Here is a 26,891-nt window from a genome sequence, read left to right as displayed (position 1 = left end):
GGCGTCGCCCTGTGGGGCACCGAACAATGACCGTGAATCAGAACGATCGGTCCGGGCGAGGGAGGGGTGGGCGTGCGCGGCGCGGTGCTGGAGATCACGGCATGGTTCAGCGTGCTCGTGGGGGTGACGGTCGTATCGATCAGTTCCCTCTCGCCGGTCGAGCTGCTGGTGGCCGCCGTCGCCGCACTCGGCGGCGCGTTCGCGGCCAGGCGCCTGCGTCTGGCCGCGAACGTCACCCCGGGCGGGACCCGGGGAGCCGTCCGGGCGGTCGTGCGGCTGCCGGGCGCCATTCTCAGGGGCAGCGCCGTCCTGGCCGCTGCGCTGCTCGACCAGCCGCAGACAGCCGGCTTGCACCGACTGCGGCTGCTCCCGGGAGTCGGCGCGGGATGGGCGCCGGTGCTGCTCGCCGCGTCACCGGACACCTGCGTTCTGGAGATCGACCGGCCTGACGCGGTGGACGAGGTCTTGGTGCACGCGCTCGGCCGCGGGCCGGGGCCGGTGGAGCGCGTAGTTGCCGCCAAGGGTGAAGGGGAGCCGTGAGCGTGTGGGCCGCGGCGGCGCTGGTCCTGTTGGCGGCCGCGGCGCCGGTGTGCCTGTGGGTGGCGTCGCGCGGCAGCACGGTGCGCCGCCTGGCCGGGATGTGTCTGCTGTCGAACGTCGTGGGTGCCGTGTTCCTGCTGCTGCCCCAGACCTACCAGCGCTCTTCCTACCAGGACCTCGCCCTGGTGCTCGCGGTGCTGGCCCCGGCGGGCACGCTCGTCTTCACCCGCTTCGCCGCCGGCCCACGCCGGGCACCCGACGACGCCGAACGAGAAGGCAGCGACACATGACGGCCGGTCACATCCTGGTGCTGGTCCTGCTGTGGGCCGGGGTCGCCTTCGTGCTGCTGTCCGTGGCGGCGCTGGTCCGCTTCACGGACACGTTCACGCGGTTGCACGCGCTCGCCCCGGCCGCGTGCGTCGGGGTGCCGTTGATCGCGGCGGCGGTGGCCCTCGACCAGGGCGGCGGGCGCGGGGCGGCGAAGACGCTGCTGATCGGCCTGCTGTTCGGGGTCGGCGGCACGGTGACGACGATCGCGCTCGGCAAGTCCAGCTGGCACTCAGAGGGGAAGGACGGCACGTGAACGAGTGGTTGATCGGTGTGGCGGTCGCGTTCGTCGTGGCCGCGGCGACGGTGGCGGTGCTGTGCCGGGACCCGGCCCGCCAAGCCGTCGTCCTGGCCGTCCTGGGGCTGGGACTGTCGGTACTGTTCGCCGTCCTCCAGGCCCCCGACGTGGCCCTGTCCCAGCTGGCGGTGGGCACCGCGCTGACGCCGCTGCTGATCCTCCTGACCGTCCGCAAGGTCACCCGCCGCCCCACCCGCGACGACCGCCGAGACGACCGGGGGAGCGGCCGGTGACGGCCCGCACCCGGCTGATCGTGTTCCTCGCCTCGGCGGCCGTGATCGCCGCGTTCTTCACCACCGCCTGCACAGGCCTGCCGCGCTTCGGCTCCGACCTCCACCCCTACGGCGACCGGGCAGTCGCGGCGGCCCTCGCGCACCGCACCGCCAACGTGGTGTCCTCCGTCAACTTCGACATCCGCGCGTTCGACACCCTCGGCGAGGAGTCCATCCTCTTCACCACCGTGCTCGGTGCCACCCTGCTGCTGCGCCTGGCCCGGGACGAACGCCAGCACCGGCCGACCGCCGAGCGGGTCCTCCCCACCACCGGCCTGTTCGGCGTCGTCCTCATGCCGGTCACGCTCGCCGTGGGGGTGTACATCATCGCCCACGGCCAGCTGTCGCCCGGCGGCGGTTTCCAGGGCGGCGTCGTGCTGGCCACCGCCCTGCACCTGGCCTACGTGGCCGCCGACTACCGCATCCTGAAGAAGGTCCGGCCGCTGACCGTCCTGGACGTCGCCGACTCCCTGGCCGCAGCCTCCTTCACGATCATCGGGCTGGCCGCCCTGATCACCGGAGGCGCGTTCCTGAAGAACGTCCTGCCACTGGGCACCTTCAACACGATCACCTCCGGCGGCACCGTCCCCGTCCTCAACGCCGCCGTCGGCATCGAGGTCGCTTCCGCCCTGATCGTGCTGCTCGCCCACTTCCTCGACCAAGCCGTCGAGATCACCGACCCCGACGAGCAGGAGACCACCTGAACATGGGCACCCTCGTCTACCTCGCCGCCGGATGGGTCCTGCTCATCGCCCTCTACGGCCTCGTCACCAGCCGCAACCTCATCCACGCCATCGGCTGCCTCGCCGTCGCCCAGTCCTCCACCTACCTGCTGCTCCTGGCCGTCGGCTACCGGCACGGCGCCACCGCCCCGGTGTTCTCCGACCTCACCCCCGGCACACGCCCGCTCGTCGACCCCGTCGTACAGGCCCTCGCCCTGACCGACGTCGTCGTCGGCGCCACCGTCACCGCCCTGCTGCTCGCCCTGACCATCCAGCTGCGCAAACGCCACCACACCGTCGACCCGCAGGCCCTCACCGGACTCAAGGGCTGAACCGTGACCGCACAGGACCTGCTGCCGCTCGCCATCGCCGTCCCACTGCTCGGCTCCGTCCTGCTCGCTGTGGCGGGCCGACGCCTGCCCCGGCTGAGCTGCGACATCCTCGCCACCGGGATCGCGGCCCTGGAGGTAGCGGTACTGGTCGTGCTCTGGACCAGGAGCGGCAGCATCGCCACCGCCGCCCTCGGCGGCTGGCCCGCCCGCGTGGGCATCGTGCTGGCCGCCGACCCGCTCGGTGCCGGCCTCGCGCTGCTGGTCGCCGTCCTCGTACTCGCGGTGATCATCTACTCCTGGCGGTACTTCGACGAACCCACGGGCGAGCGCGCCGGCGTCTTCCCCGCGCTGATCCTGCTGTTCGAGGCCGGCATGGCCGGCTTCGCCCTCACCGGCGACCTGTTCAACGCCTTCGTCTTCTTCGAACTCATGGGCGCCGCCGCCTACGCCCTCACCGGCTACCGCATCGAAGACCCCCGCCCCCTGCACGGAGCCCTCACCTTCGGCATCGTCACCTCCTTCGCCGCCTACTGCTCCCTGCTCGGCATCGGCCTGCTCTACGCCCGCACCGGCGAACTCAACCTCGCCCGCCTCGGGCTCGCCACCCACCACACCGACGCACTCACCGTCATCGCCTTCGTCCTGGTGTGCACGGCACTACTGGTGAAGGCCGCCGCGGTGCCGTTCCACTTCTGGCTCCCCGACGCCCACGCCGTCGCGCCCACCCCCGTGTGCATGCTGATGTCCGGCGTCATGGTCGAACTCGGCGTCTACGGCACCGCCCGCATCTACTGGACCGTCTTCGCCGGGCCCGGCGGCATCCCCCACGCCGCGTTCCGCACCACCTTCACCGCCCTCGGCATCGTGACCGCGCTACTGGGCGCCGTGATGTGCTGGCAGCAGCGGCACCTCAAGCGCCTGCTCGCCTTCTCCACCATCAGCCACATCGGCCTGTTCCTCATCGGCATCGCCCTGCTCACCCCCGACGGCGCCGCCGGCACCGCCCTCTACGTCGCCGCCCACGGCCTGGTCAAAGCCGCCCTGTTCGGCCTCACCGGCGTCCTGCTGGACCGCTACGGATCCGTCGACGAACACGGCCTGCACGGCAGAGCCCGCTCCCTGCGCACCGTCGGCGTCCTGTTCACCGTCGGCGCGTTGGCGCTCGCCGGGATGCCGCCGTTCGGCACCGGACTGGGCAAGGCCCTGACCGAGGACGCCGCCGGCCACCTCCAGCCCTGGCTGCCCACCGTGTTCGTCCTCGCCTCCGCCGCCACCGGCGGCGCCGCCCTGCGCGCTGCCCTGCGGATCTTCTTCGGCCTCGGACCGGTCCCCGCCACCCGCCCCGGGGAGGAGGAGACCACCGGCGAAGGCGAGGAACCCGAGATCCGCGAACCGCAGCGGCGCCTGCCGCCCGCCATGCTGGCCGTGCCCGCCGTCCTCCTCGCCGGCGCCCTGCTGCTGGGCTGCGCGCCCGCCGTCGCCACCGCAGTCGCCCGGGGCGCACAGACCTTCACCGACCCCGCCCGCTACACCGCTGCAGTCGCCACCCCGCTCGGCACCACCGCGACGAGCCCGGCCACGAGCACCGGCTGGACCGGAACCGGCATCGGCCTCGGGCTGCTCTCCGCCGCCCTGGCCTGCGCTCTGGCCGTCACAGCGGCCCGGCGCCGAACGCCCTCCGGCGCCGCCAGGGCCGCCGTACGAGTACTGCGCCGTATGCACTCCGGACACCTCGGCGACTACCTCGCCTTCCTCGCCCTTGGAGTGGCCCTGCTCTGCACCGCCATCGCCGCCCAGACCTGATCTCCCAGGCCGGCCGCCGCCAGCCGAGGAAGTGGGAACGGTGCGGTCAAAGGCGCTCCTCCATCCGGATCGCCTCCTTCAAATGCTCGTGCGCCTTCCCCCGCTTGCCCTCCTGCTGCTCCAGCAGCGCGGCGGCGATCGCATCGAGCTTGCGCTGAATGGCGTGCTCGGCCCGGCGCTCCGCGTTCTTCAACAACGCCAGCAGCAGCAGCGTGACCGCGCTCATCGCATCCCCGACCAGCAACTGCCAGCCAGCGGACCACCCGGCGACATGGGCCGCGACGAACAGGGTGACCAAGCCCAGGCACAGAACGGCGAACAGAGGCGAGCTGGTGAAGTTCGACGCCAGTTCTGCGGCCTTCTCGAACCGGCCCCGTCGCCCGTCGTCACGCTTCTGCGCGGGATGCTGAAAAGTCATGACCAGTTCCTCCAGTCGGCCAACCGGCCAGTTGCCACGGCCGCCGCCCGTCCCACCGGATCCGCGGTCACCCGGCGCTCGGTCGCTGCCGCACCTCGACCCGAGGACACGGTCTACGTGAGGCCCAGCGACGGAGACGTGCACGGCGAACATCTCATCCGCGCCGGTCGCTTCCAGCAGGCGCAGCATCTGGTCGGCGGGCGCCGCCAGGCCCAGGCGCCCACCGGCGCCTGGGCCCGGGTCAGATCGCCGATGTGGACGTGGCAGCCGCACAGCTCCCCGCCGATCTGATCAGCCGACGCAGGAGCGTGAGCTGCCATCCGCCGGTATCGCGGTGTCTGCGTCACGGGTAGCGGGTGCCGGCTGGGCAGCACCGCCGTGCCCGACGCGACCAGGCGGCAGCCGGCCCGTTCGGCCGCAGCAACGGTGGCCCGGCGCGCACGGCCCGGTTCCGAGCGCAGGTCAGCCGATGTCCGCACCGGATTTGTGCAGTGCTCGACCTGGGTCCGGAAGAACTCGGGCTGCGCCCGGTCTCCCAGCGCCAGGGCAAGACCCGGGTCGGCCAGGACCGCCGCGGCCCGAGCCGTCGTCGCCCGGCGCTCGGGGTCGACCAGGAGGAACTCCTCTCCTCCACACCGAAGCGCAGCGTTGTGCCAGTAGGGGTCATCGCGCTGCCTCCGTTTGTCCGGATCAGTCTGCGGAATGCCGAGCGCCCTCAACCCGCGTATTGCCGCCGGGCCGGGATCCAATCCAAACCGGCTCGTGGCCGCCGGCACGAGCGCTTCGGCCCCGTGGACGTGCTGGTCAACAACGCGGGCGTGATCCAGGCCGGCTGCCGGGAAACCTCCGTCCGCGGACGCAGCCGGCTCGTGACCACCGGCTCGCCACCCACGGGCTGCGCGCAGCCCGTCAGCTTTCGCGACGGGCCTGCTCGGTGCCGACTGGATCACCCCGTCGGGGCCCCTGCGGCCGCTGAACGGCTTCCGTCTCCGGACCCGTGCAGCCCGTGGGGTCCTCGTCCTGCTGGGCGCGCTTGATGTGCTCGGTGTTCTTCTCGGCGACGTCGTCCTTGAGGTGGGACAAGTTCTCCGCTTTCCGATGGGCCTGCTCCCGGTCAAACTCGCTCATGGGCTGCCTTCCTACGTCGGCGCGGCGCCGTCAGTCGGGCCAGGTCCCCGTCAGGCGGCGGGTGCCGACGGCTCCGCTGCGGTCGACCACCGCCTTGACGAGGGCGAAGACCGCCCCTTGCAGGGCAGCGGCAGTCAGCACCTCCTTCCAGGTGCGGTCCTCGTCGGTGGCCTGCGGCGCACTGCCCTGGTGACCAAGGACAGCCCACAGGCGCCGGAAGACGGCGCCCGCGATCACCCCGCCAAGGGCGCCGAACAGCAAGCCGAGCGGCTTGTAGAGGATCTTCACCATTGCGGTCTCCTCCGTTGGCGTGACCACCGTGGCCTGGCGGCTCTCCTCTGCGTCTGTCCGCGCCGCGGACAACCAATCCTTCCGGACCCCACCCGAGCGATTGCATGTCCAGCGCTACCGGCCGGCTCGGGCCCGTACAACCATGGGTGTCTGAGCGCCGGTCGACGCCTCTCGCCCCGCCTTGCGCCCTCCGGTCACAGGGACGGCGAGCCGCCGCCCCTGTGAGACGTGGCGCCGCTGCCGGGAAGGACCTTGCTGCTGACCGACCGGTGCCAGCCTTTCAGCGTGCGTGTCTGGTCCCGTGCCCGCTCGATGAGGCGATCCAGGTCGTCCGGGTCCAAGCGCGGGTCGGTGTCGGCGATGGCGCGAAGCGCCTGCCACAGCGCGGTCTTGCCTTCGACGCCAGTGCGCATCGCTTCCAGTTCGACCAGGTCGCTCAGCGGGGAGCGGCGCACCAGCGACCCGTTGGGCTTGAGTCGCGCGATCCGCTCGCCTGCCAGGCCCAGCCAGGTTCGATAGTGGCGCACGGGCACCCCGAGGCTGTTCATGATCCGGACCAGGTCGTCGCGGTCTTCCTCCACATCGCGGACCAGGCGGCGCAGGTCGGCCGCGCGGCGACTGTCCGGATGGCTGTCGGCCATGCGCCGGGCCAGCGCGGCACCACCGAACGCACCGGTCAGGTGGTCGTTCAGGTAGATGCTCAACGGTTCCGCCAGGAGTCGGGGAGACATCACGCGTCCTTCGAGAATGTGGCCGACAGTGCGGCCTGACCTGGGCGGCCCGCAGGAGCCGGAGATGTACAGCAGCGCGGGAGTGTTCTTCCATCGTGCCCTCCACCGCCGACGCACGCCGCCCGACGCGGCCGCCCGCGATCGGTGCGCGGCCGCCACAGGACGCCACCGGCCCCGGCCCCAGCCCGGAGGCGGCAGAGGGCCGGTGGACGTAACTTGCCGACATGAGCACACACGAGGCGACCACGCCAGCGGTAGGGGCACGGGGCTGGACAAGGTACTCGACCAGGGCATCCGACCGTCCGCCCTCACCGTGCGCCGGCCTCGAACACGGCGCGTAGGCCGTCTACCGGTGGGCCGCCGGAACCCAGCCCAAAGCCCCAGTGACCGCTGCCCCGCTGCCCCGGACCGTGATGCCCAACCGTGCGCAGCTCCTCGTCGAATGCCGAGCGCCGCCGTGAAACTGCGCGCAGCCGCGCACGACGGCGCTGACGCCGACTACGTCCTCGGGTTCTACCAGGCGCTGGCCTGGCTCTGCCGGGCACCACGACCGGCCGCGAGGTCGCGCAACTGCCTGCGATAGCTCGCCAGCTCCGAGGGAAGAAGCAGCACCATGGGCCAATTCGATTCGTTCGCCGCCTTGTTGGACTACCCGGTGTATGTCGTCACCGCGACGACCGGACGGGAGCACGCGGGGTGTCTGGTCGGCTTCGCCGGCCAGTGCTCGATCCAGCCGCTCCGCTTCGCCGTCTGGATTTCCAAGGCGAACCGGACCTATGCCGTCGCGTCGCGCTCGCCCGTGCTGGTGGTCCACCTGCTCCCGACGCGCCGACATGATCTCGCCGAGCTGTTCGGCGGCCGCACAGGTGACGACGTCGACAAGTTCGCGGTCGCCGCGTGGGAGGTGGGACCCTACGGAGTCCCGGTGCTGGAAGGCGCCGTGGCCTGGTTCGCCGGCCGTGTCCTCGACCGGGTGGACTGGGGCGACCACGTGGGCTTCCTCCTGGAACCGATCGACACCGAAGCCGCGTCGAGCGGCGGCTCACTGACCTTCCAGGACGTCCAGGACATCGACGCCGGACACCCGGCGTGAAGAGGGATAGGCCCCGGCGGCGGCGAGGCGAGACAGGAGACGACCAGTGACATCGAGGAGCCGCGGGGACGCGTCCGGGAGCGGCCGCGACGAGACGCCGCAGGAACGGGCGGACCGGCTGTGGAGCGAGATGCTCCAAGAGGTCCGCGTGTGTCAGACCGGTGCACAGATCCTGTTCGGCTTCCTGCTCAGCGTCGCCTTCACCCCCCGTTTCGCCGGCCTGTCCGACTTCGACAAGAACCTCTACGACGCAACCGTAGTCCTGGGCGCGATCGCCACCGGCCTGGTCACCCTGGCCCTGACGATCACCGCCGCCCTTCTGCTGTGGTGATCCGGTGCTGTTGGGCGGCGAGGTCGGCCACCGCGGTGAGCGGGGCGGTGCCCTGGGCGAGCGCGGTGACCAGGGCGGGGGCGGCGTCGTCGGCCAACTCGGCGCGCAGCTGGTGGATCTGGTGGAGGATCGGGTGGTTCACCGGTGCCTCCGGGGCGGGGTTCGGGCCGGTGCCCGTTCCTACCGCCTTGGGGGCGTCGGGGCGGTGGCGACAGGCCGGGAGCGCCGGATCGGCCGGCGCTCCCGGGCCCACGTGGTGGCGGTGCCGGGGTGTCGGGGCGTCAGGCTCCGGCGCAGGCCTTGGTCAGCTCGCCGGCCGCGTCGCCGATCGGTCCGAAGTCGGGCTCCTTGCCCTTGGAGACGGCGGTCTGGGCGTTGTCGACGGCCTTGGACAGTTTGTCGGCGGCGGCGTCGACCTTGCCGTCGCCGTCCTTGCGGATCTGCTTGATGTCGTCGCTGACCTTCTTGAGGGCCGCGACGGTGTGTTTGCGCCGACTCTCGTCGGTGATCTGGCCGACGTTGAGCGCCGAGTCGGTGAGGTCCTGGACATCGCCGGTGAGGCTGATCGCCCGTTTTCCGCAGTCGAGGGCCTGGTCGGCGTTCTTGCAGGCGGTGAACAAGGGCGCCGCCACGAGCAGTGCGATCGTGGCGGCGGCGAGGCGGTACGGTCTGGTTGTCATGTCTGTATCCCTCCCGCCTTCGAGAACGTCCGGTCCCCGTACGGTGGTTCCGACATGACACGTGAACGGTCGGCAAATTGTCTTCTGCCGGTTGGTGGTTGACGAACAGTCAGATATGCTGCTTCAGGCCCGTGTTGGCCCGTCCTGCCATGCCCGCCAGGCCTGCCAGCCGGCGGCCGGCAGCAACTCACGGGTGCGGGACAACAGTTCGTACAGGCCTAGCCCGTAGCGGGCGGCGAGTTCGGCGTTGTGGCGGAGCACGTCGAGTTCGTTGGCGGCGGTGATGGCGAGGAAGGCCCGCAGGTCCTCCTCCGGCGGGGTGTGGTCCTCTCCGGTGAACCGGTCGTGGAACAGCGGCTCGTCGTCCCGGCCCAGGCGCGGGTAGACGGCGGCTCGGCCGCAGCTCGCGTACAGGTAGACGAGCGCCTCGGCGCGCTCGCCGACAAGGGCGGCCAGCGCGTCCCGTTCGTCCAGTGCCAGCAGGGCGCCGTCGAAGCCGTCGGTCCCGTACGCGGCGTGGCAGAGCCCGGCGACCTGGACGGCGGCATCGGTGCCCCAGTCCGCCAACAGGGCTGCCACCCGGGCCAGGTGCTCCAGCAGGGTGCCGCCCGGGTGCGGGATCCGGTCGGCCTCGTGGGCGCGCAGGAACTCCTCGACGTGGCTCCACGCGGGAGCGGTGCGGTGGTCGGCTGATGTCACCCGAGGAGTTCTACTCCTGTGGCCGACCGCCCCGCAAGCACGGTCGGCCGTTCCGCCGGGCCCGCCCTCGAACTTCCGCCGTCGGTCCACATGGATGTTCGACGGCGGGAGTTCGCGGACGGGGGCGGGGGAGGGGTGCGGCTAGGAGAGTTCGCGCACCAGTCGGGCGATGGTCGGGGTGGGCACGGAGTGCGCCTCGGCGGCCCGCAGCACCGCGCCGCCGATGGCGTCGAGTTCGGTCGGCCGGCCCGCCTCGACGTCGCGCTGCATCGAGGACCTCATCGCCCCGGGGATCCGGTCGAAGGCGGCGAGCAGCGTCGGAAGGTCGGCCGGGGCTCCGATCGCCGCGGTGACGGCGGTGATCTCGTCCAGGACGGCGAGGAGTTCATCCCGGTGCTCGGTGCGCACGACGCCGATCCCGTCGGCGTGCCGGGTGGTCAGCAGGGCGAAGGGCGCGAGGAAGGACAGCTTGCTCCAGAGCATCGCCGTCTCGTCCTCGCGCAGCGTGACGTCGAGCCCGGTGCGGCGCAGCTGCTCGGCGAACTCCTCCACCGGCGCGGCGAGTTCGATGGCCGCGAACGGGCTGGTGTGCTCGATCCGGCCGGGTGCGGTACGGGTGGCCTCGACCCGGATCGTCCCGGCCACCACCCGCCCGGCCGGGTAGCGCTCGCGCAGCACCGCCATGTGGTCCAGGCCGTTGAGCAGGGGCACCACGATGCCGGTGCCGAGGGACTGCGGCGGCATCCGGTCGAGCGCGTCGGCCAGGGCCGTCTCCTTGACGGTCACGAAGGCGGCGTCCACCGGCTCGCGCAGCTCGGTGACGGCCTCCACCGGGGCGGTGAACTCGCCGAACTGGGTACTGCGCACGTGCAGTCCGTCCCGGGCGAGGGCGGCCGCGGTCTGCTCGCCGGCCAGGCAGATGACGCGGTGGCCGTCGCGCGCCAGCAGGCCGGCGATCAGGCCGCCGACGCCGCCGGGGCCGAGGACGGCGACGGTGAGGGGGGTGGTGGTCATGCGGACTCCTCGTGGGGTCGGGAGGGGGCGGTGGGCGGGGCTTTCGGGGGTGGGGCAGTGGGGTCGTCGGGTGCGGGGTCGTCGGGTGTGGGGTCGTCGGGTGCGGGGTCGTCGGGGGTGGGGCCGGCGCTACGGGATCTCCCAGCAGAAGCGGCCCTCGAGGCCGTCCGGGCTGAGGAAGCCGCTGCCGACGCCGTAGCCGAAGTTCAGGAAGTACGGGTCGTCGTCGTCCGGTGCGTCGGAGAACGAGAAGAGGTACCGCCAGGGCGCGGGCACCCGGGCCTCGCCGTTGGGGAAGGAGGGGAGGCCGCCGAGGTGGTCGAAGACGTGACCGCCGTCCGGGAACCGGACCTCGGGGCCCTCGTGGCGCAAGTACCGCTGGAACGCCGCCCGTTCGTCCATCGACCGGTCCAGCTCGGCCGACAGCGGCAGCAGATCGAGGTGGAACTCGACCGGCGTCGTCGCCGCGCTCCCGGGCTCGCGGCGCCAGAGCGTGCGGCCCCGGGTGCCGGGCGGGCCGATCACGGCGAAGGAAGGGATCCGGCCGCCCGGTTGGACGAGCAGCACGCCGTCCCCGGCGTCCGGAGCCATGCCGCCCATGATCTGCTCGACCTCCGCCAGGAAGAGGTACGCCAACCGCAACTCCTCACCGGGGACGGGGAACTGGCCGATGAAGACCAGGGGTTCTCCGGTCTCGGGCGAGAGCGGCCAGGCGGGCTCGGCCAGCCAGCAGGGCTCGCCGCCGAGCTTGGGCACCGGTTCGGTGATCGGCCGCTCGGCCGGGCGCGCGGAGAGCTCCAGGCGGGGGAGGAAGGCGGCGTCGTACGGGCCGGTGGCGACGTCGGTCGGGTGCGGGGCCGGAGTCGGGGTCGGGTTCAGGGCCGGGGTCGGGGTCGGGGACGGTTCCTGCGGGGTCATCGGGTGGCCTCGGGAGCGGTGTGGTGGAGGGAGACGAAGTCGAAGTGGTAGGGCGCCTCGTGGCGCGGCTTGCGGCCGGGGGCCGGGCGGGGAGGGCGCCCGGCATCCGCGCGGAGATGGACCGGGCCGTGACGCAGGTTGCCGTGGGCCGGGTCGGGCACGGGCAGGCCCTGGGCACGCAGGGCCCCGGCCAACTCCTGGGCCGGCCAGCCGAACACGTCGATCCCGAGGTAGCCGACCGGGCAGGCGGCCCGGTCGTCGTGCGGGTTCCGGTTCACCCAGACTGCCGTCAGGGCGTCGCCGTCGTGCGCGGAGAGCGTGACGTTCACACCGGGGAGCCGGAAGCCCAGCGCCCACCGGGTGCCGCAGACGAAGGTCGGGCGCACCCCGTCCGGCAGTAGCGCGCCGTGCGGGGCCAGCAGCGCGAGTACCGCTGCCTCGGCGAGGCCGAAGCGCAGTTCGGGCAGCGGGGCCGGCAGGCGGACGCCGTGGCCGGGCAGCAGGTCGATGGTCACCTGATCATGATTCCTCCTCGGGAGCCCGGATGGGAGGCCGTTTTCCGTGGTGGGCATCACGTGCCCCGGTCGGGCTGTCGGTCCGGCTGCGCGGGGGAGCGGGAGAGGAGGGGGAGGGGGTGCGGATGGCGGCGGATCAAGTCCCGGCGGATGCCCGGCTCGTGGCGGCGGACGCGGTCGGTGGGCGCGTACGGGCGCGTACGGGCTCCTGTGGCTTCGTGTCGGCTCGTGCGGTCCGGACGATCCGGGGACGGCGGCGGCGATCGACCGGGTCGGACCGCTCCCGTGGCCGGAGTACCAGCACGACTCCTGGGCGACGGGGCGTAGCACCACCTGCGGGGTTCGGTTTTCCGAACCCCGGATTGGGGTGCCAGCACAATCGACCCGGCGGTCCCGGATGCCCAGGATTGGGGGCATGAACGGGATGACGAAAGCCGCCGTCGGGGCGGCGCACGACGGAGTGACGGGTGCGGCGCTCAGCGGCGAGGGGCTGCACCGCGAGTACGGGCGCGGCACGACCGCCGTCCGGGCGCTGCGCGGGGTCTCGGTGGCCTTCGCGCCGGGCACCTTCACGGCGGTGATGGGGCCCTCGGGCTCGGGCAAGACCACCCTGCTGCACTGCCTGGCCGGGATGGACCGCCCCACCCGGGGCACCGTCCGCTGGGGCGGCACCGAGGTGTCCGGCCTGCCCGAACGGCGGTTGGCGGAGCTGCGGCGCACCAGGGTGGGGTTCGTCTTCCAGGCCTTCAACCTGATGCCCGCGATGACGGTCGCGCAGAACGTCGAACTGCCCGGGCGGCTGGCCGGGCACCCACCGGAGCGGGCCCGGGTGCGGGAGGCACTCGCCCGGGTCGGGCTGGCCGGGCGGGAGCGCGACCGGCCGGGCCGGCTCTCCGGCGGCCAGCAGCAACGGGTGGCGATCGCCCGCGCCCTGGCCGCCCGGCCCGAGGTGCTGTTCGCCGACGAGCCCACCGGCGCGCTCGACCGGGCGACCGGGCACGACATCCTCGACCTGCTGCGCGCGGGCGTGGACGAGGACGGCCGGACGTGTGTGATGGTCACCCACGATCCGGTGGCCGCCGGCTACGCGGACCGGGTGCTGCTGCTCGCCGACGGCACGCTGGTCGACGAACTGGTCCGGCCGACGGCCGCGCAGGTCGGCGAGCGGCTGAGCAGGCTGGGCGGGTGAGGGCGATGAGTGGTTCCGTACCGGCCCTGGCGGTCGGTCAGATCGGACGTCGACCGGCGGCCTTCGCCGGGCTTGCGACGGCACTGTTCCTGGCGGTGGGGGCGGTGACCCTGTTCGGCTCCCTGGTCGCCGCCCAGCTCACGGCCCCGGCCGCGGTGACGCGGGCCGCGGTGGCCGGGCCGGGGCTGATGGTGATCGCGGGGGCGTTCGGTGAGATCGCCGTCCTGGTCGCGCTGTTCGTCGTGGTCAACGCGCTCGGCTTCACCCTCCGGCAGCAGCACCGCGACCTGGCCCTGCTGCGGACGGTCGCGGCGACGCCCCGCCAGATACGCCGGCTGGTGCGCCTCCAGGTCACGGCGACCGTCCTGCTGGCGGCCGTCCCCGGCGGTGCGGTGGGCCTGCTCGCCGCCCGGGCCTTCCTCGACGCGCTGCAACGGCGCGGGATGGTCGCGCCCGGCCTGCGGATACCGGTGACGCCGGTGCCGACGCTGATCGCGCTCGCGGTGGCGCTGCTGGTCGGCCTGGCGGCCACCGCGCTCACCGTCCGGCGGATCACCCGGCCCGCCCCGGCCGCCGCGCTGACCGACAGCGCGGCCGGTCAGGCCCGGACGGGCCTGGTGCGACTGCTGGCCGGTGCGGCGGTGCTGGCGGGCGGCCTCCTGCTGCTGCGGCTGGCCGCTGGCCGACCGGCCGGGGAACTGGACAAGGCGGGGCAGGCGGCCCTGCTCGGTTCGCTGGTGCTGCTGGTCGCGGTCGCCCTGCTGGGGCCGGTGGCGGCCCGAGTGCTGGCGACCCTGCTCGGCGCCCCGGCCCGGGTGCTCCTGCCCAGGGTCGGCTGGCTCGCGGACGCCAACCTGCGCGGCTACGCGGCCCGGCTCTCCTCGGCGGTGGTCCCGGTCGCCCTGCTGGTCGGGCTCTCGACCACCATGCTGATCATGACCAGCACGGCGGAGCGGGCGGCCCGGGCGAGCGGCGCCGCGACCAGCGTCACCAAGGCGAGCGACGTCTGGCTGCGACAGGCGGAACTCGGCCTGCTGGTCTGCTTCGCGGCGGTCTCCACCGTCAACACCCTGGTCGCGCTGACCGCCGACCGGCGCCGCGAGTTCGCCCTGCTGCGGCTGGTCGGGGCGACGCGACGGCAACTGCTGCGGATGCTCACCGTCGAGGCCGCCCTGACCACGGCCGTCGGCGTGCTGCTCGGCGCGGCCGTGGCGGGCGCGGCGACCGGGGCGTTCAGCCGGGCGGTCACCGGGTCGGTGGTGCCGGTGATGCCGTGGGCGGCGTGCGGCTGGGTGGTGGCGGGGGCGGTGGTGCTGACGGTGCCGGGGATCGTGGGCACGGGGCTCTGGGCGATCGGCGGTCGTGCGGTGGAGGAGGTGGGCGGGGAGCGGGGCTGAGGTGGGGCGCGGGAGGTGATGGGTGGTTCGGGCGAGCGGCGGTTCCGGTGGTCACTGGGGGATGCTGGGGGCCGGTTGATCGGTGGATTGGGTGAGGCGCGTGGCGGGTCGATGGCGGCAGGGGCTGTCGGTGCGGGGCGGTGAGGTGGCGTTCGCCGTCCTCGGGCTGCCGCTCGGAGTGCTCGGCGGGGTCTACGCCGTGGCCGTGCTCTACGCGGGGGCCCTGCTCTCGCTCACCGTGCTGGGGCTGCCCTTCGTCGCCGCCGCCCTGGCCGGGGCCCGAGGGATCGGCGGGCTGCACCGGCGGCTGGTCGGGCGGCTGCTGGGCGAACAGGTCGCCGCGCCATCGCCGTTGGCGCGCCCTTCGGGGCCGCTGGCGCGGGGGCTGGCGGTACTGACCGACCCGGTCGCCTGGCGGGCGCTGCTCTACCTCCTCCTCCGGCTGCCGCTCGGAGTGCTCGGTTTCCTGGCCGCCGTAGGGCTGCCGCTCAGCTCGGTGTGGCTGGCGGGATTCCCGTTCTGGGTACGGCTGTTGGAGCCGGGCCCACGAACGGTCGACTGGCTGGACGTGGCCGGGCTCCCGGTCGGCCTGGCGGTGCTGGCCGCCGTACCGGCCGCGCTGCGCGCCCTGAGCCGGGCCAACCGGGCGCTGGCCCGGGCGCTGCTCGGGCCGGCGCGCTCGCAGCAGCGGGTGCGCGAGCTGGAGAACGCCCGCATCACGCTGCTGGCTGACGGCACGGACCGGCTGCGACGCCTCGAACGCGACCTGCACGACGGCACCCAGGCGCAGCTGGTCGCGCTCGCCATCACCCTCTCCCTGGCGGACGACGCCCTCGGCGACCCGGCCGCGTCCGGGCCTGGGGCGGACGCCGGCGCCGACCTCGGACGGCTGCGCGCCCTGGTCGACCGGGCGCGCGGGCAGACCGACGACACCATCACCGGGCTGCGCCGCCTGACCCGGGGCATCCACCCGGTGGCGCTGGACGCCGGGCTGGCCGAGGCGCTGCCCGGGTTGACCGCCACCTCACCGGTGCCGGTGGCGCTCCGGCTGGACCTGCGGGAGCGGCCCGCGGAGGTGATCGAGCGGGCCGTGTACTTCTGCGCGGCCGAACTGCTCACCAACGTGGCCAAGCACAGCGGCGCGCAGGCCGTCGAGCTGACCGCGAGCGCGGGTGACGGGAGCGTCCGGCTGATGGTCCGCGACGACGGGCACGGCGGCGCCGCGGTCGGCGCGGGCACCGGGTTGGCGGGGCTGGCCGAGCGGCTCGCGGCGGTGGACGGGGTGCTGCGAGTGGACAGCCCGCGCGGCGGGCCGACGGTCGTCACGGCGGAGCTGCCGAGCAGGTTGTGACGGGGGCTGGGAGGGGGCTGGGGCTGAGCCGGGGCCGGGGCCGGAGCTGGGGAAGGTGCGTCAGGTCTCGTGGTCGGGGTGCGAGGCGTTCAGGAACCGGTCTCCGCGAGGTAGGCCAGGACGGCCTTGACCCGTCGGTTGTCGGCGTCCGTCGCGGGCAGGTCGAACTTGCCGAAGACGGCCGCCACGTGCTTCTCCACCGCCCGCTCCGAGACCACCAGCCGGCCGGCGATCGAGCGGTTGGAGTGGCCCTGGGCCATCAGCTCCAGGACCTCGCGTTCGCGGGCGGTGAGGGAGTCCACCCGGCTGCGCCGGCCGCCGTGGAGCAGTCCGTTGACGATCTCCGGGTCGAGCGCCGTGCCGCCCGCCGCGACCCGGTGCAGGGCGTCCACGAACTCGGAGGTGCGGGCCACCCGTTCCTTGAGCAGGTAGCCGATGCCGGCGGCGCCGCCGGCCAGCAGCCGGGCCGTCCAGGCGGTCTCCACGTGTTGGGAGAAGACCAGGATCCCGACCTCCGGCGTGACGGCCCGGATCTCGACCGCGGCCCGGATGCCCTCGTCGGTGTGGGTGGGCGGCATCCGGATGTCCACCACGGCGACCTCGGGCCGGTGCTCGGTGACGGCGGCGACCAGTTCGGGGGCCGTACCGGCGGTGGCGACCACCGCGCACCCACGGGCGGTCAGGAGTTCGACCATCCCCTCGCGGAGGATCACCGAGTCCTCGGCGAGGACGACGCGGAGCTGCTTGTCGATCATGACGCCATTATCGGGGTGGGCGGAAGAACTGGATGTACAGCAAGGCTGGACAGTCTGGACTGATGAAATTACCGTGGAGTGGTGACCGAGAAGCGAACCGCCCCAGCGATCCCCGAAGGCCCGGCCGAGCCGGTCGACCCGGTCGGTCCGGCCGATTCCGCCGGCCCGAATGACGCCGCCGGCCCCGCTGACTCCGCCGCGCTGGCCGCCCGAGAGCTCCGTGCCGTCTTCAGCCGACTGCGCCGGACCCTCCAGGAGAAGGGGCAGGGGTCCAGCGGACTCACCCCCTCCCAGACCGCGGTGCTCAACCGGCTGATCGTCGACGGGGCCGCCTCCGCAAGCGCGCTGGCCGCTGCCGAGCGGGTCCGTCCGCAGTCGATGGCCGCCACGCTGGCGGCGTTGGAGGGGCACGGGTTGGTCGGTCGCCGCCCCGACCCCGAGGACGGGCGCCGACAACTGGTCGACCTGAGCGCGACCGGGCTGGAGTGGATCGCGGACAGCCGTCGGGCCAGGGAGGAGTGGCTGGCCCGGGCGCTGCAGGACGGCCTCACCGAGGCCGAACGCGCCACCGTGCTGGCGGCACTGCCCCTGATAGACCGGCTGAACCGGCGATGACCGGTCCGTCGACGCTGCTGGCACGGCTCCGGTCCCGCCGCCAGGAAGCACAGGCGCAGCAGGGGGACCGGGGGGACCGGGGGCCGGGGCGGCAGGGGCGGCAGGCGCCGCGGGACCGGCAGGAGCCGGCCGGCAGCGGGTTCAACCGCCGGCTGCTCGCCCCGATGGTGCTGGGCTCGGTACTCAACCCGATCAACTCCTCGATGATCGCGGTGGCCCTGGTGCCCATCGGCACCGCCTTCGGCGCTCCGCCCGCCGAGACCGCCTGGCTGGTGAGCGCGCTCTACCTCGCCACCGCCGTCGGCCAGCCGGTGATCGGTCGGCTGGTGGACACCTACGGTCCGCGCCGGCTCTATCTGACCGGGACGGCCGTGGTCGGTCTGGCCGGGCTGGTCGGCGCGCTCGCGCCCACGTTCGGGCTGCTGATCCTCGCCCGGGTGCTGCTCGGGATCGGCACCTCCGCCGCGTACCCGGCGGCGATGCACCTCACCCGCAGTGAGGCCGAGCGGACCGGCCGGAGCAGTCCGACCGGGGTGCTGACCGTGCTCGCGGTGGCCAACCAGACCATCGCCGTGGTCGGGCCCACGCTCGGCGGCCTGTTGATCGGGCTGGGCGGCTGGCGGTCGATCTTCGCCGTCAACGTCCCGCTGTCGCTGGCCTGTCTGGTGCTCGGGGCCGTCCGGCTGCCCGCCTCGGTGCCGCGCCGGGAGGACGGGGAGCGGCTCGACCACGCGGGGATCACGCTGTTCGCGGTCTTCCTGCTGGCGCTGATGCTGTTCGTGATGAAGCCCGGCTCCGGGCTCTGGTACCTGCCGGTGCTCGCCGTGCTGGCCGGCGCCGGGTTCGCGGTCCGGGAGGCCAGGGCCCGCAGCCCGTTCATCGACCTGCGGGCGCTGGCCCGCAACCGTCCGCTGGTCGCCACCTATCTGCGCCAGTTGCTCGGCTACACCGCCGTCTACGCCTTCCTCTACGGCTACACCCAGTGGCTGGAGGAGGGGCGTGGCCTGAGCGCCGCCTCCGCCGGACTGGTGCTGCTCCCGCTGTCGCTCACCGCGCTCACGGTCTCCGGTGTGACCGGTCGCAGTCCGGCGGTGCGCGGCAAGCTGGTGGTCGGTGCGGTGGTCCAAATGGCCGCCTGTGCCGCCCTGTTGGTGGCCGGTCCGACGAGCCCCCTGGCGCTGCTGATCGGGGTCGGGGTGCTGGCGGGCATCCCGCAGGGGCTGATCGGGCTCGGCAACCAGACCGCGCTCTACCACCAGGCCGACCCGGCCGCCATCGCCGCTGCGGCCGGGCTGCTGCGCACCTTCATGTACTTCGGGGCGATGGCGGCCTCGGCCGCGAACGCGGCCTTCTTCCCGCACGGCGCCACCACGGGCGGGCTGCACCACCTCGCGCTGTTCATGCTCGGCGGCGCGGCCCTGCTCTTCCTCCTGGTCTTGCCGGACCGCTCGCTGGGTCGGCTGGAAGCTGCTTCTGTTGAACGAAGTTGACGATCCAGCAGGACATCGACCGGCCGGATCAGGCCGTCCGGTCGTCGCCGGACGGCCGGCCGCGCCAGGCGTGGACGCCGGGGGCGACCTCGACCGCCTCGACGGAGTAGGCGTCCCGGACGAGCAGGACCTGCCCGGAGCGGGCGCGGGCCCGGCTCCGGGCTCCACCGACTCCCGGCTGAGCCGGGTCGGCTGACGGCAGGGGCGGCGGCCGGGAGACGGCAGGGGGTGGGCACGGGCGCTCGGCACCGTCCGGCACCCGGTAGCGGGGGATCTCCGGGTGTACTGGGGCGGCCGCTCGTACGCTCTCGACTCGTGGGCGAGATCCGGCCCGAGGCCGATCCCGCGAGCGCGGCGGAGGTCGCGGCGCTGTTCGGCGAACCGGAGCCGGAGCTGGAACCGGAGCCGGAGCCGTCCGGGGTCCGGGCGTCGAGCTGGAGTCCCCGGCCCGCTCGCCCGTCACCCGGAACGGGACTGGCGCCGTGTGCCCGGCACATTCCGGTCCGGCGCACCCTGGTCCGGCGAGAGGTAGGCGTCGAGCCTCGCGGCTGCGGTGAGCATCGCCCGGCCCCGGGCGGTGAGCCGCCGTTGCCAGCCGTCGAGGGCCTCGGCGAGGGAGTCCGTGCCGCCCGCCGTGCGGACCTGCCGGATCACGGTGGCGATGTGGTCCAGCGGGTAGCCGCCGCGCCGCAGCAGGTGGGCGAGTTCGGCGTCGCGGGTGTCGTCGGGATGGTAGAGCCGCCGCCCGCCGGGGCGTTCGCGGGCCGGGGTGAGGATCCCGGCGGTCTCCCAGGTGCGCAGGGTGGCGGGGGTGAGGCCGAGCCGGTGGGCGAGTTCGCCGATGCTGAGCGGGCCGGGGATCGAGCGACGGGCGTCGGCGCGCGCGGACTGATGGTCCGAGGTCTGCTGCTCCGAGGTCTGATGGTCCGAGGCCTGTCGGCCTGAGGTCCGGTGCTCCGAGGTCAGGTGGTCGACGGCCCGGCGGACGGCGGCCAGCGTCTCCCGGTCGCGCAGTAGCTGGGCGTGGCCCCGGTCGACGGCGGTCAGCGCCTCGTCCGGCCGGTCGGTGTGCAGGGCGGCCATCACCAGGCCCGCGGTCGCGTGCCCGAACGCCGGGACGAGGGTGAGGAAGGCCCGCAGGGCCGCGGCGTGCCGCTCGGTGTAGATCCGGTACCCGCTGGGGGTGCGCTCGGCGGGCGGGAGGAAGCCGTCGCGCTCGTAGTTGCGCACGGCCTGGGTCGAGATGCCGTGTTCGCGGGCGAGGTCGGCGGGGCGCACGGCGGATCCCTCCGGTTTGAGACTTCTGGTCGAAAATGTCGAGCCGAGACGCTGAAAGTCTCAACCGTTCTTTCAAGGATACGCTTGAGGTCCATGAGTCAGGACATCCGAGACTTCCTCACCCCCTCCTGCGAACTGCTGGCGCTCGGCGAACCGACGCACCAGGAACCGGCCTTCGGGCTGGTCCGCAACCGGCTGTTCGCCCAACTCGTGGAACACGGCTTCCGCTCGATCGCCCTGGAAACCGACCGGGTGGCCGCGTTCGTCGTGGACGACTACGTCCGGCACGGCGCGGGCACCCTCGACGCGGCACTGGTCGAAGGCTTCACCCACGGCTTCGGCGCCCAGCCGGGAAACCGCCGACTCCTCGCCTGGATGCGGGAGTTCAACCGCGACCGGGACGCCGGGGAGCAACTGGCCTTCCACGGCTTCGACATCCCGACCGAGAACACGACGGCCCCCAGCCCGCGCCGCTACCTCGAACACGCCCGCGACTATCTGCGACTCGACCTGGACATCGCCGCCCTGGCGGGCGAGGACCGGCGCTGGGAGCGCGAGGAGGCGATCCTGGACGCCGCCACGTCTCCCGGAGCCACCCCCGAGGCCGAACTGCTGCGCCGCACCGCCGACGACCTGCTCAACCGACTCTACGTCCAGGCACCGGACGTGATCGCGGCAAGCTCGCACGTCGAGTGGCTCCGGGCCCGGACCCACCTGCAGGCCGGACTCGGACTGCTGCGCTACCACGCGCAGTCGGCGGTCCAGGGTCTTGGGACGAGCGCCCGGATCTCCGGACTGATCAGGATGCGGGACGCCCTGATGGCGCAGAACCTGCTCGACATCCGCGCCGTCGAGGCCCGGCGCGGGCCGACTCTGGTGTTCGCCCACAACCGGCACCTCCAGCGGAACCCGAGCGCCTGGTCGCAGGGGGAACTGGACTGCGGCTGGAACGGCGCGGGCCACATCGCCGGCTCGCTGCTGGAGGAGCGCTACGTCTTCGTCGCCGGGAGCCTCGGTCGCAGCGCGGTGCTCGGACTGGGCGAGCCGGCCCCGGGGACGTACGAGGCGCCGTTGCAAACACAGCCCGGCGCTTGGCAGTTGGTGACCCCGCCGGCCTCTGGCACAGCCGTGACCCGCACCGACACCACCCCGCGCCAGGGCTACTTCCCGCTCGACCCGGAGACCCTCGACGGCGCGGCCGTGCTACTGCACATCGCGGACGGAGGAGCCGTGGAGTAGCGGACCGTCATGTCCCCCGGGTGGGCGGCCCGCAGGTGGCCGACCAGGCCGACCAGGACGACCAAGGCGGCCAAGGCAACCAAGGCGACCAAGGCGACGGCCGGCGGTTTCCGGCGCCCGCCCGGGTGAAGCCGCCATGCCGGGCAACGGTGGCGACGTACTGGACCTGCCGGAGTCCATCACCGCTGATCATAGGTGGCAGAACAACCCGTTCTTGGACGCGCGGGCGACTCCGGCCGCAGGCTGGGGGCATGGACAGTGTGCAGCAGGACCAGGGCGTCGAGTGGGTCCGCGAACAGATCGCGGCGGAACGGCGGGAACTCGCCGAGGTATTCGCCGGCCTCACCGCCGAACAGTGGAACTCGCCTTCGCTGTGTGCGGGTTGGCGGGTGCGCGAGGTGGTCGCGCACATGGGAACCGGCTTCCGGTACTCCACCGCCCGGACTGTCTGGGAACTCGCCCGCTCCGGCGGCAACCTTCACCGGATGGCCGACCGGATCGCCCGCCGCGACGCCGCCGCCGGCACAGAGGCCCAACTCGCCGCCGCCCTGGCGGAGAACGCCGACCACCCCTGGCGGCCCCCGGTCGGCGGCCGGATCGCGGCCCTCGCCCACGACGCCGTCCACGGCCTCGACATCACCGTCGCCCTCGCCCTGCCCCCGCGCCTGCCACTGCCCCGGGCCGCCGCCCTGCTGGGTGCGGTCTCGGCCCGCAGCCTGCGCTTCTTCGGTGCCCGGCTGGAGGGCGTACGGCTGAGCGCGACGGACCTGGACTGGTCGTACGGGCAGGGGCCGTTGACGGTGGCGGGGCGGGCGGAGCACCTGCTGCTGGTGGCGTACGGGCGGCGGCTGCCGACCGGGCTGCTGACCGGGGCGGGGGCGGAGCGCTTCACTCGCTGAAGGATCGGGTGGCGGGGCCGGCGGCGGGGTCGGTGACGGGGCCGGACCGCCGGTGACGGGGCCGGACCGGCCGCTGACTCCGGGACTCCGGCCGGTCCGGCCCCGGCGGGTGGTCAGCCCCCGAGGGGAGCGGACGTCACAGCGAGTCGCAGTACCGCGCGAAGGCGGCCTCGGTGCCGGCCCCGGCGATGCCGTCGATCGCTCCGGTGTAGCCCCAGTTGCTCTTCAGCCAGCGCTGCAGGGCCTCCACGGTGTGGGCCCCGACGATGCCGTCGATGGAGTCGGTGTAGCCCCAGTCCGCGCGCAGGAACCGTTGCATGGCCTGCCAGCTGCCGGTGCCGAGCCGGCCGTCGATGGCGCCGGTGTAGCCCCAGTAGGTCCGCAGCGGGACCTGGAGCTTCTGCGCCTGGGAGACGCTCAGCCCGAGGTTGACCACCGCGGCCTGCGCTGTGGGCGTGGAAGCGGCTTCCTGGTGAACGCCGGGCGGCGTGGCCGCGAAGGCGGCGCCGGCGCCGGCCAGGCTGCCGACGGCGAGTCCGACCACGGCCGTGGCGCCGACGAGTGTCTTCACCAGTGCGTTCGATCGCATGGGTTACCCCCTTCCGGCACCCGCGGGGCGGGTGACGTGTACGGACACCGTCACTCTGGCAGGGGTGTCGTCGCGCACGAACGGAACGGCGGCGGATGGCCGGTACTCGGCCACCGCTGGCCGACCGGCGGACGTTCGAACCCGAACCTCCGCCTCCGCCGGGAGTACTCGCCCCGCAGGGCCCGCGGCGCCGTCACGGCCGTCACGGCTGTCATGACAGCGAGTGCGGGGCGGCCGCAGGACGCGGCCGGCGGGGGCCCAGCCGGACCGCTCGGACACCGCGCGTGACGACGGCATCGGCCCGGACCGGCTGTCCTGCACCCACCGCCCTGCGCCCCGCCGCCGCCCGTGCCTACGATCGGTCCAGGGCGGGGGCGAGACGGAAGCCAGGTGGCCGATGGCGTCGAGGTCCGAGCAGTGGCCGTCGTATGTGCGGGTCGCGCCGTGGTTGCTGATCGTCGGTGGCCTGGTGTGGAACTCGTTGGATCCGGCCGACTACTGGGGCGATCCGCTGCTGGCGGCCGCCGCCGTGCTGTCGGGGGCGCTGCTGTCGCTGCGGGACACCGTGGCGGTGGCGCTGGCGAACGTGACCGGGATCCTGGTGCTGGCGGTGCGGGACGGGTCGATCGGGACCCAGGACGGCTATCTGGAGCTGGTGAACACCGCTTTCGCCGCGTTGCTCGGGATCGGGGTGAACCGGGTGGTGGCCTGGCAGGGGCGGCGGCTGGCGCGGGTGCGGTCGGTGGCGGAGGCGGCGCAGCGGGCGGTGCTGCCGGAGCCGCCGGGGCGGGTGGCGGGGCTGGATGTCGCGGCCTGCTACCGGGCGGCCCAGGACGAGGCGCTGATCGGCGGGGACGCGTACGCGCTGCAGGTCACTCCGTACGGGGTGCGGGTGCTGATCGCGGACGTGCGGGGCAAGGGGCTGCACGCGGTGGGGGCGGTGTCGGTGCTGCTGGGGGCGTTCCGGGAGGACGCGCACCGGGAGCCGGATCTCGGCGCGCTCGCGGACGCGCTGGAGCGCACGCTGGCCCGGGAGAGCGGGCAGCTGAGCGAGGAGTTGCGGCTGGAGGGGTTCATCACGGCGCTGCTGGTGGAGTTCCCGCCGGGGGAGGCGGTGGCCCGCACCCTGGACTGCGGGCACCCCGGGCCGTACCTGCTGGGCGGTGGCGGGCCGGGGGTGTGCCGGTGGGACGCGGCCGATCCGGGGCTGCCGCTGGGGATGGGCGGGCTGGGGGTGCCGCGCCCGGGAGTGGAGGCCAGGCCGTTCCCGCCGGGGTGCACGCTGCTGCTGGTGACCGACGGGGTGACGGAGGCGCGGGACGCCGCGGGGGAGTTCTACGACCCGGTGCGTGGGCTGGCCCCACTCGGGCCGTTCGCCGGGGCGGGGGAGGCGGTGGAGGCGCTGGTGGCGGACGTGGCCCGGTGGACGGGCGGGCCGCGGGACGACGACATGGCGGTGCTCGCGGTGACCCGGCGCGGGGGCGGCGGGGGGAGCGGAAGGGTGGGCGACGAGGGGGTGTGAGGTGGCCGCCGGACCGGTTGCGGTGCGTGGCCGACCGGCCACCGGGGGCGGCCCCGCGAAGCCCGGCCACGGCTCTGTACGGTCACGCCGATATCACGGTGGGGTTACGGAAGGCATGTACTCCATGGATTCCGGCCAAGTTGAGGGGTTCGCTCCGGTGGCCGGAAAGCAGGCGTCCGGATATCGGACGGCGAAATGGACTCCCTGGTCGCGGGTTCGCCCGGACGTCCCGGTGGGCCGTGATGCCTTGGCGGACGGGCCGGGGCGGGCGCGCGCCGGATCGGCGCCGGGCCACAAGGGCCCGTAAGGGAGGCGGAAGGGGTCGTCCCGGCGGTGGCGGGATCCGGCCGACCCGAGGTTCGTCCGGAAACGGACCAGGTGCTTGCCCTGTGTCGAATGGGTGACCGAGAGTCGCATCGATGAACGAGAAGCCTCACCCCCGCCAGGCCCGTCTGTTCGGCCACCGCGACTTCCGGCTCCTGCTGACCGGAGCCGCGGCGGCCCAGACGGGCAGTCAGGTCACCCTGGTAGCCCTTCCGCTGGTGGCGGTGGTGGTGCTGGACGCCACCCCGTTCGAGGTCGGCCTGCTGACCGCGGCCGAGACCGCCGCCTTCCTGCTGGTCGGCCTGCCGGCCGGCGCCTGGCTGGACCGGATGCGCAAGCTCCCGGTGCTGATCCGCGCGGACGTGGTGCGCTGCCTCGCGGTGGGATCGATCCCGCCGGCGGCGGCGTTCGGCGTGCTGACCATGCCGCAGCTCTACCTGGTCGCGCTGGTCACCGGGGTGGCCACGGTGTTCTTCGACGTGGCCCACCAGTCCTTCCTGCCCGCCGTCCTGCCGCGCGAGCAACTGGTGGCCGGAAACGGGGCGCTGGAGACGGTCCGGTCCTCGGCGCAGATCGCCGGGCCGGGCCTGGGCGGCGGGCTGGTCCAACTGCTCGGCGCACCGCTGGCCATCGTGGCCGACGCCTGCGGCTACCTCGCCTCGGCCCTGCTGCTCGCCCGGATCCGGGTCGACGAGGCGCTGCCCGAGCCGGTGCCCGGGCGCTCGCTGCGCGCCGAGGTGGCCGAGGGCGTGCGCTTCGTGCTCGGACACCCGCTGCTGCGGGCGATCGCCGCCGCCACCGCGACGTCCAACCTGTTCGCCGCCGTGCTGATGGCCGTCCAGACGGTGTTCTGGGTGCGGGTGCTCGACCTGTCGCCCGGGGCCATCGGCGCCCTGCTGTCGGCCTCCGCCGTCGGCGGGCTGGCGGGGGCGCTGTGCGCCGGGCAGCTGTCCCGCTGGGTCGGACAGGCCCGGCTGATCTGGCTGGCCACCGTGGTGAGCGCGCCGTTCGCGCTGCTGTGGCCGCTGTCCGGCGGCGGCGCGGGCGCCCTGCTGTTCGGCCTCGCCTCGGGCGTGGTGCTGTTCGGCGCGGTCGCCTACAACGTCGCCCAGGTGAGCTTCCGGCAGAGCGTCTGCCCGCCCGAACTGCTCGGGCGGATGAACGCCACCATGCGCTTCCTGGTGTGGGGCACCCTGCCGATCGGCGCCCTCGGCGGCGGGCTCGTCGCCGAGTGGGTCGGCCCGCGTGCCGCGCTGTGGCTGTGCGCGGTGGGCTTCCTGCTGGTGCCGGTGCCCCTGCTGCTCTCGCCGCTGCGCGGGATGCGCGACCTGCCCACGGCGACGGCCGAACCCCGGGCCGGGGGCGGCGAGGACGCCCTCGACGCCGTCGACGCCCTCGACGCCGAGGACACCCGCGACGCCGAGCACCCCGCCGCGAGCCCCACCACCCCCTGACCCCCCAGACCCGAGCCGACACTGGAAACCGGAGACCGTTCCGTGCACGCCAGCATCACCGCCGCCTACCTCGCCCGGTACCGCTCCGCCGCCGCCGACTCCCCGGTGGAGCTGCTCCCGCTGACCGGCGCCCAGCGACGGTTCCTGATCACCCGCCGACTCGCGCCACAGACCCGCTCCGACATCGCCCCGCTGTTCTTCGCCTACCCGGGCGGCACCCTCGACCTGGCCCGGCTGGGCCGCGCCGCCGCCTCCGTCGCGGCCGGCCACCCGGCACTGTGCGGCGCCTTCGCGATCGTGCGCGGCACACCCGTGCTGCGCACCGGCGGCCCCTCGGTGGAGGTCGCCCGGATCGCCGTGGCCCCCGGCGGCAGCACCCACACGGCGCTGCGCGAGGCGATGCTGGACTGGCCCGTCGACGGGCCCGCGCTGCGCCTGCTGGTGGCCCGGGAGCCGGACGGCGGCGAGGAGTTGCTCGCCCTCGCGCTGGACCACGCGGCCTGCGACGAGCAGTCGCTCGGGGTGCTGGTCGGCGAGCTCACCGAGGCCTACCGGCGCGACCGGGAGCCCGCGCCGGGCCCCGGCCCGCAGGCCGTCGCCGACTTCCGGGAGGCCGTGGAACTCCAGCTGGCCGCCGAGGAGTCCGCCGCCGGGCCCGCCGCCCAGGCCCACTGGGG

Annotated in this window: 33 protein-coding genes and 3 pseudogenes; 22 read left to right on the top strand and 14 right to left on the bottom strand. The window is 73.9% G+C overall.

The genetic code is table 11. The features are described from left to right. Positions 1-72: 72 nt before the first annotated feature. From BG452_RS33750 to BG452_RS33720, 7 genes are read left to right on the top strand one after another with little or no spacing between them, the layout of a single operon-like run. The gene (locus BG452_RS33750; protein ID WP_188308157.1) at positions 73-540 is read left to right on the top strand and encodes a hypothetical protein; all 468 of its coding nucleotides are present in this window, start codon (positions 73-75) and stop codon (positions 538-540) included. Next, positions 537-830, top strand: coding sequence for a monovalent cation/H+ antiporter complex subunit F (locus BG452_RS33745; RefSeq protein WP_317621357.1), 294 nt, complete (start codon positions 537-539; stop codon positions 828-830). The genes BG452_RS33750 and BG452_RS33745 overlap by 4 nt, the downstream gene beginning before the upstream one ends. Further along, positions 827-1,123 carry a cation:proton antiporter gene (locus tag BG452_RS33740; protein WP_188308156.1) on the top strand — a complete coding sequence of 99 codons (297 nt, stop codon included), beginning with the start codon at positions 827-829 and terminating at the stop codon, positions 1,121-1,123. Before BG452_RS33745 ends, BG452_RS33740 begins: the two co-directional genes overlap by 4 nt. Then, positions 1,120-1,398 (top strand): Na(+)/H(+) antiporter subunit B, encoded by a 279-nt coding sequence (locus tag BG452_RS33735; RefSeq protein WP_188308155.1) that lies wholly within the window; start codon positions 1,120-1,122, stop codon positions 1,396-1,398. The genes BG452_RS33740 and BG452_RS33735 overlap by 4 nt, the downstream gene beginning before the upstream one ends. Next, on the top strand, positions 1,395-2,141 hold the full coding sequence (locus BG452_RS33730) for an MnhB domain-containing protein (RefSeq protein ID WP_188308154.1): 747 nt from the start codon (positions 1,395-1,397) through the stop codon (positions 2,139-2,141). Before BG452_RS33735 ends, BG452_RS33730 begins: the two co-directional genes overlap by 4 nt. A 2-nt stretch (positions 2,142-2,143) precedes the next feature. Then, on the top strand, positions 2,144-2,491 hold the full coding sequence (locus BG452_RS33725; protein ID WP_188308153.1) for a sodium:proton antiporter: 348 nt from the start codon (positions 2,144-2,146) through the stop codon (positions 2,489-2,491). 3 nt (positions 2,492-2,494) lie between these two features. Further along, on the top strand, positions 2,495-4,294 hold the full coding sequence (locus BG452_RS33720; protein ID WP_188308152.1) for a complex I subunit 5 family protein: 1,800 nt from the start codon (positions 2,495-2,497) through the stop codon (positions 4,292-4,294). Between the two features lie 46 nt (positions 4,295-4,340). Here the strand turns inward: BG452_RS33720 and BG452_RS33715 are convergent, their stop codons facing one another. Continuing rightward, positions 4,341-4,712, bottom strand: coding sequence for a low affinity iron permease family protein (locus tag BG452_RS33715; RefSeq protein ID WP_188308151.1), 372 nt, complete (start codon positions 4,710-4,712; stop codon positions 4,341-4,343). A gap of 117 nt (positions 4,713-4,829) precedes the next feature. Here BG452_RS33715 and BG452_RS47360 point away from each other — a divergent pair, with 117 nt between their 5' ends. Then, positions 4,830-5,003, top strand: a complete 174-nt coding sequence (locus BG452_RS47360; protein ID WP_262986087.1) for a hypothetical protein — start codon at positions 4,830-4,832, stop codon at positions 5,001-5,003. 17 nt (positions 5,004-5,020) lie between these two features. Here the strand turns inward: BG452_RS47360 and BG452_RS48240 are convergent. From BG452_RS48240 to BG452_RS33695, 4 genes and pseudogenes are all read right to left on the bottom strand, one after another. Continuing rightward, positions 5,021-5,488 (bottom strand): annotated as a pseudogene (locus BG452_RS48240) (glutamate-cysteine ligase family protein); the annotation flags it as partial. 133 nt (positions 5,489-5,621) lie between these two features. Further along, positions 5,622-5,840, bottom strand: coding sequence for a hypothetical protein (locus BG452_RS33705; RefSeq protein ID WP_188308149.1), 219 nt, complete (start codon positions 5,838-5,840; stop codon positions 5,622-5,624). 30 nt (positions 5,841-5,870) lie between these two features. Beyond that, the gene (locus tag BG452_RS33700) at positions 5,871-6,131 is read right to left on the bottom strand and encodes a DUF4235 domain-containing protein (protein ID WP_188308148.1); all 261 of its coding nucleotides are present in this window, start codon (positions 6,129-6,131) and stop codon (positions 5,871-5,873) included. Positions 6,132-6,325: 194 nt separating this feature from the next. Next, positions 6,326-6,835 carry a hypothetical protein gene (locus BG452_RS33695; RefSeq protein ID WP_188308147.1) on the bottom strand — a complete coding sequence of 170 codons (510 nt, stop codon included), beginning with the start codon at positions 6,833-6,835 and terminating at the stop codon, positions 6,326-6,328. Positions 6,836-7,319: 484 nt separating this feature from the next. On the opposite strand from BG452_RS33695, the gene BG452_RS47355 reads away from it, so the two are divergent. From BG452_RS47355 to BG452_RS33685, 3 genes and pseudogenes are all read left to right on the top strand, one after another. Then, positions 7,320-7,445 carry a hypothetical protein gene (locus tag BG452_RS47355; protein ID WP_262986086.1) on the top strand — a complete coding sequence of 42 codons (126 nt, stop codon included), beginning with the start codon at positions 7,320-7,322 and terminating at the stop codon, positions 7,443-7,445. Between the two features lie 30 nt (positions 7,446-7,475). Continuing rightward, positions 7,476-7,955 carry a flavin reductase family protein gene (locus BG452_RS33690; protein ID WP_188308146.1) on the top strand — a complete coding sequence of 160 codons (480 nt, stop codon included), beginning with the start codon at positions 7,476-7,478 and terminating at the stop codon, positions 7,953-7,955. Positions 7,956-8,001: 46 nt separating this feature from the next. Further along, positions 8,002-8,244 (top strand): annotated as a pseudogene (locus tag BG452_RS33685) (DUF6328 family protein); the annotation flags it as partial. Positions 8,245-8,260: 16 nt separating this feature from the next. Here the strand turns inward: BG452_RS33685 and BG452_RS33680 are convergent. The 6 genes from BG452_RS33680 to BG452_RS33655 form a co-directional block, all read right to left on the bottom strand. Further along, on the bottom strand, positions 8,261-8,428 hold the full coding sequence (locus BG452_RS33680; RefSeq protein WP_188308145.1) for a hypothetical protein: 168 nt from the start codon (positions 8,426-8,428) through the stop codon (positions 8,261-8,263). A gap of 139 nt (positions 8,429-8,567) precedes the next feature. Continuing rightward, entirely contained in the window at positions 8,568-8,966 is a 399-nt protein-coding gene (locus BG452_RS33675) for a hypothetical protein (protein WP_188308144.1), read from the bottom strand. Positions 8,967-9,089: 123 nt separating this feature from the next. Continuing rightward, positions 9,090-9,665 carry a DUF6817 domain-containing protein gene (locus tag BG452_RS33670; RefSeq protein ID WP_317621356.1) on the bottom strand — a complete coding sequence of 192 codons (576 nt, stop codon included), beginning with the start codon at positions 9,663-9,665 and terminating at the stop codon, positions 9,090-9,092. 141 nt (positions 9,666-9,806) lie between these two features. Then, complete coding sequence (locus BG452_RS33665) at positions 9,807-10,679, bottom strand: ketopantoate reductase family protein (protein ID WP_188308143.1); 873 nt, start codon at positions 10,677-10,679, stop codon at positions 9,807-9,809. Between the two features lie 129 nt (positions 10,680-10,808). Then, positions 10,809-11,597, bottom strand: coding sequence for a hypothetical protein (locus tag BG452_RS33660; RefSeq protein ID WP_223243120.1), 789 nt, complete (start codon positions 11,595-11,597; stop codon positions 10,809-10,811). Further along, the gene (locus BG452_RS33655; RefSeq protein ID WP_188308142.1) at positions 11,594-12,112 is read right to left on the bottom strand and encodes a hypothetical protein; all 519 of its coding nucleotides are present in this window, start codon (positions 12,110-12,112) and stop codon (positions 11,594-11,596) included. Before BG452_RS33655 ends, BG452_RS33660 begins: the two co-directional genes overlap by 4 nt. Positions 12,113-12,527: 415 nt before the next feature. On the opposite strand from BG452_RS33655, the gene BG452_RS33650 reads away from it, so the two are divergent. From BG452_RS33650 to BG452_RS33640, 3 genes are all read left to right on the top strand, one after another. Further along, positions 12,528-13,301, top strand: coding sequence for an ABC transporter ATP-binding protein (locus BG452_RS33650; RefSeq protein WP_411293063.1), 774 nt, complete (start codon positions 12,528-12,530; stop codon positions 13,299-13,301). A gap of 5 nt (positions 13,302-13,306) precedes the next feature. Further along, the gene (locus BG452_RS33645) at positions 13,307-14,698 is read left to right on the top strand and encodes an FtsX-like permease family protein (protein ID WP_188308141.1); all 1,392 of its coding nucleotides are present in this window, start codon (positions 13,307-13,309) and stop codon (positions 14,696-14,698) included. A gap of 100 nt (positions 14,699-14,798) precedes the next feature. Then, a complete protein-coding gene (locus BG452_RS33640; RefSeq protein WP_188308140.1) occupies positions 14,799-16,049 on the top strand; it encodes a sensor histidine kinase in 1,251 nt (416 codons plus the stop codon). A gap of 89 nt (positions 16,050-16,138) precedes the next feature. On the opposite strand, the gene BG452_RS33635 is transcribed toward BG452_RS33640, so the two are convergent. Further along, positions 16,139-16,804, bottom strand: a complete 666-nt coding sequence (locus BG452_RS33635) for a response regulator transcription factor (RefSeq protein WP_188308139.1) — start codon at positions 16,802-16,804, stop codon at positions 16,139-16,141. Positions 16,805-17,005: 201 nt separating this feature from the next. Between BG452_RS33635 and BG452_RS33630 the strand changes: the two genes are divergently transcribed. The 3 genes from BG452_RS33630 to BG452_RS47350 all read left to right on the top strand — a co-directional run bounded on the left by BG452_RS33630 (position 17,006) and on the right by BG452_RS47350 (position 19,105). Next, positions 17,006-17,419 carry a MarR family winged helix-turn-helix transcriptional regulator gene (locus tag BG452_RS33630; RefSeq protein ID WP_223243122.1) on the top strand — a complete coding sequence of 138 codons (414 nt, stop codon included), beginning with the start codon at positions 17,006-17,008 and terminating at the stop codon, positions 17,417-17,419. After that, positions 17,416-18,909: an MFS transporter gene (locus BG452_RS33625; RefSeq protein WP_188308138.1), complete on the top strand. Its 1,494-nt coding sequence runs from the start codon at positions 17,416-17,418 to the stop codon at positions 18,907-18,909. The genes BG452_RS33630 and BG452_RS33625 overlap by 4 nt, the downstream gene beginning before the upstream one ends. A 70-nt stretch (positions 18,910-18,979) precedes the next feature. After that, positions 18,980-19,105, top strand: a complete 126-nt coding sequence (locus BG452_RS47350) for a hypothetical protein (RefSeq protein ID WP_262986085.1) — start codon at positions 18,980-18,982, stop codon at positions 19,103-19,105. 263 nt (positions 19,106-19,368) lie between these two features. On the opposite strand, the gene BG452_RS33620 is transcribed toward BG452_RS47350, so the two are convergent. After that, entirely contained in the window at positions 19,369-20,187 is an 819-nt protein-coding gene (locus BG452_RS33620) for a TioE family transcriptional regulator (RefSeq protein WP_188308137.1), read from the bottom strand. A gap of 93 nt (positions 20,188-20,280) precedes the next feature. Between BG452_RS33620 and BG452_RS33615 the strand changes: the two genes are divergently transcribed. Further along, complete coding sequence (locus BG452_RS33615) at positions 20,281-21,426, top strand: erythromycin esterase family protein (protein ID WP_188308136.1); 1,146 nt, start codon at positions 20,281-20,283, stop codon at positions 21,424-21,426. Between the two features lie 251 nt (positions 21,427-21,677). Then, positions 21,678-22,325: a maleylpyruvate isomerase family mycothiol-dependent enzyme gene (locus BG452_RS33610; RefSeq protein WP_188308135.1), complete on the top strand. Its 648-nt coding sequence runs from the start codon at positions 21,678-21,680 to the stop codon at positions 22,323-22,325. Positions 22,326-22,461: 136 nt separating this feature from the next. Here the strand turns inward: BG452_RS33610 and BG452_RS33605 are convergent, their stop codons facing one another. Next, positions 22,462-22,914, bottom strand: coding sequence for a peptidoglycan-binding domain-containing protein (locus tag BG452_RS33605; RefSeq protein ID WP_188308134.1), 453 nt, complete (start codon positions 22,912-22,914; stop codon positions 22,462-22,464). A 397-nt stretch (positions 22,915-23,311) separates the two neighbouring features. Between BG452_RS33605 and BG452_RS33600 the strand changes: the two genes are divergently transcribed. From BG452_RS33600 to BG452_RS33590, 3 genes and pseudogenes are all read left to right on the top strand, one after another. Beyond that, positions 23,312-24,436 carry a PP2C family protein-serine/threonine phosphatase gene (locus tag BG452_RS33600; RefSeq protein WP_188308133.1) on the top strand — a complete coding sequence of 375 codons (1,125 nt, stop codon included), beginning with the start codon at positions 23,312-23,314 and terminating at the stop codon, positions 24,434-24,436. Positions 24,437-24,855: 419 nt separating this feature from the next. After that, a complete protein-coding gene (locus BG452_RS33595) occupies positions 24,856-26,214 on the top strand; it encodes an MFS transporter (RefSeq protein ID WP_188308132.1) in 1,359 nt (452 codons plus the stop codon). Between the two features lie 42 nt (positions 26,215-26,256). Next, positions 26,257-26,891: pseudogene (locus tag BG452_RS33590) on the top strand (non-ribosomal peptide synthetase); the annotation flags it as partial.

The sequence above is a fragment of the Streptomyces sp. CBMA123 genome, from assembly GCF_014596465.1.
Lineage (GTDB): Bacteria > Actinomycetota > Actinomycetes > Streptomycetales > Streptomycetaceae > Kitasatospora.
Note: the sequence above shows the minus strand (reverse complement) of the source record. Positions and strands in the feature narration are given on the sequence as shown.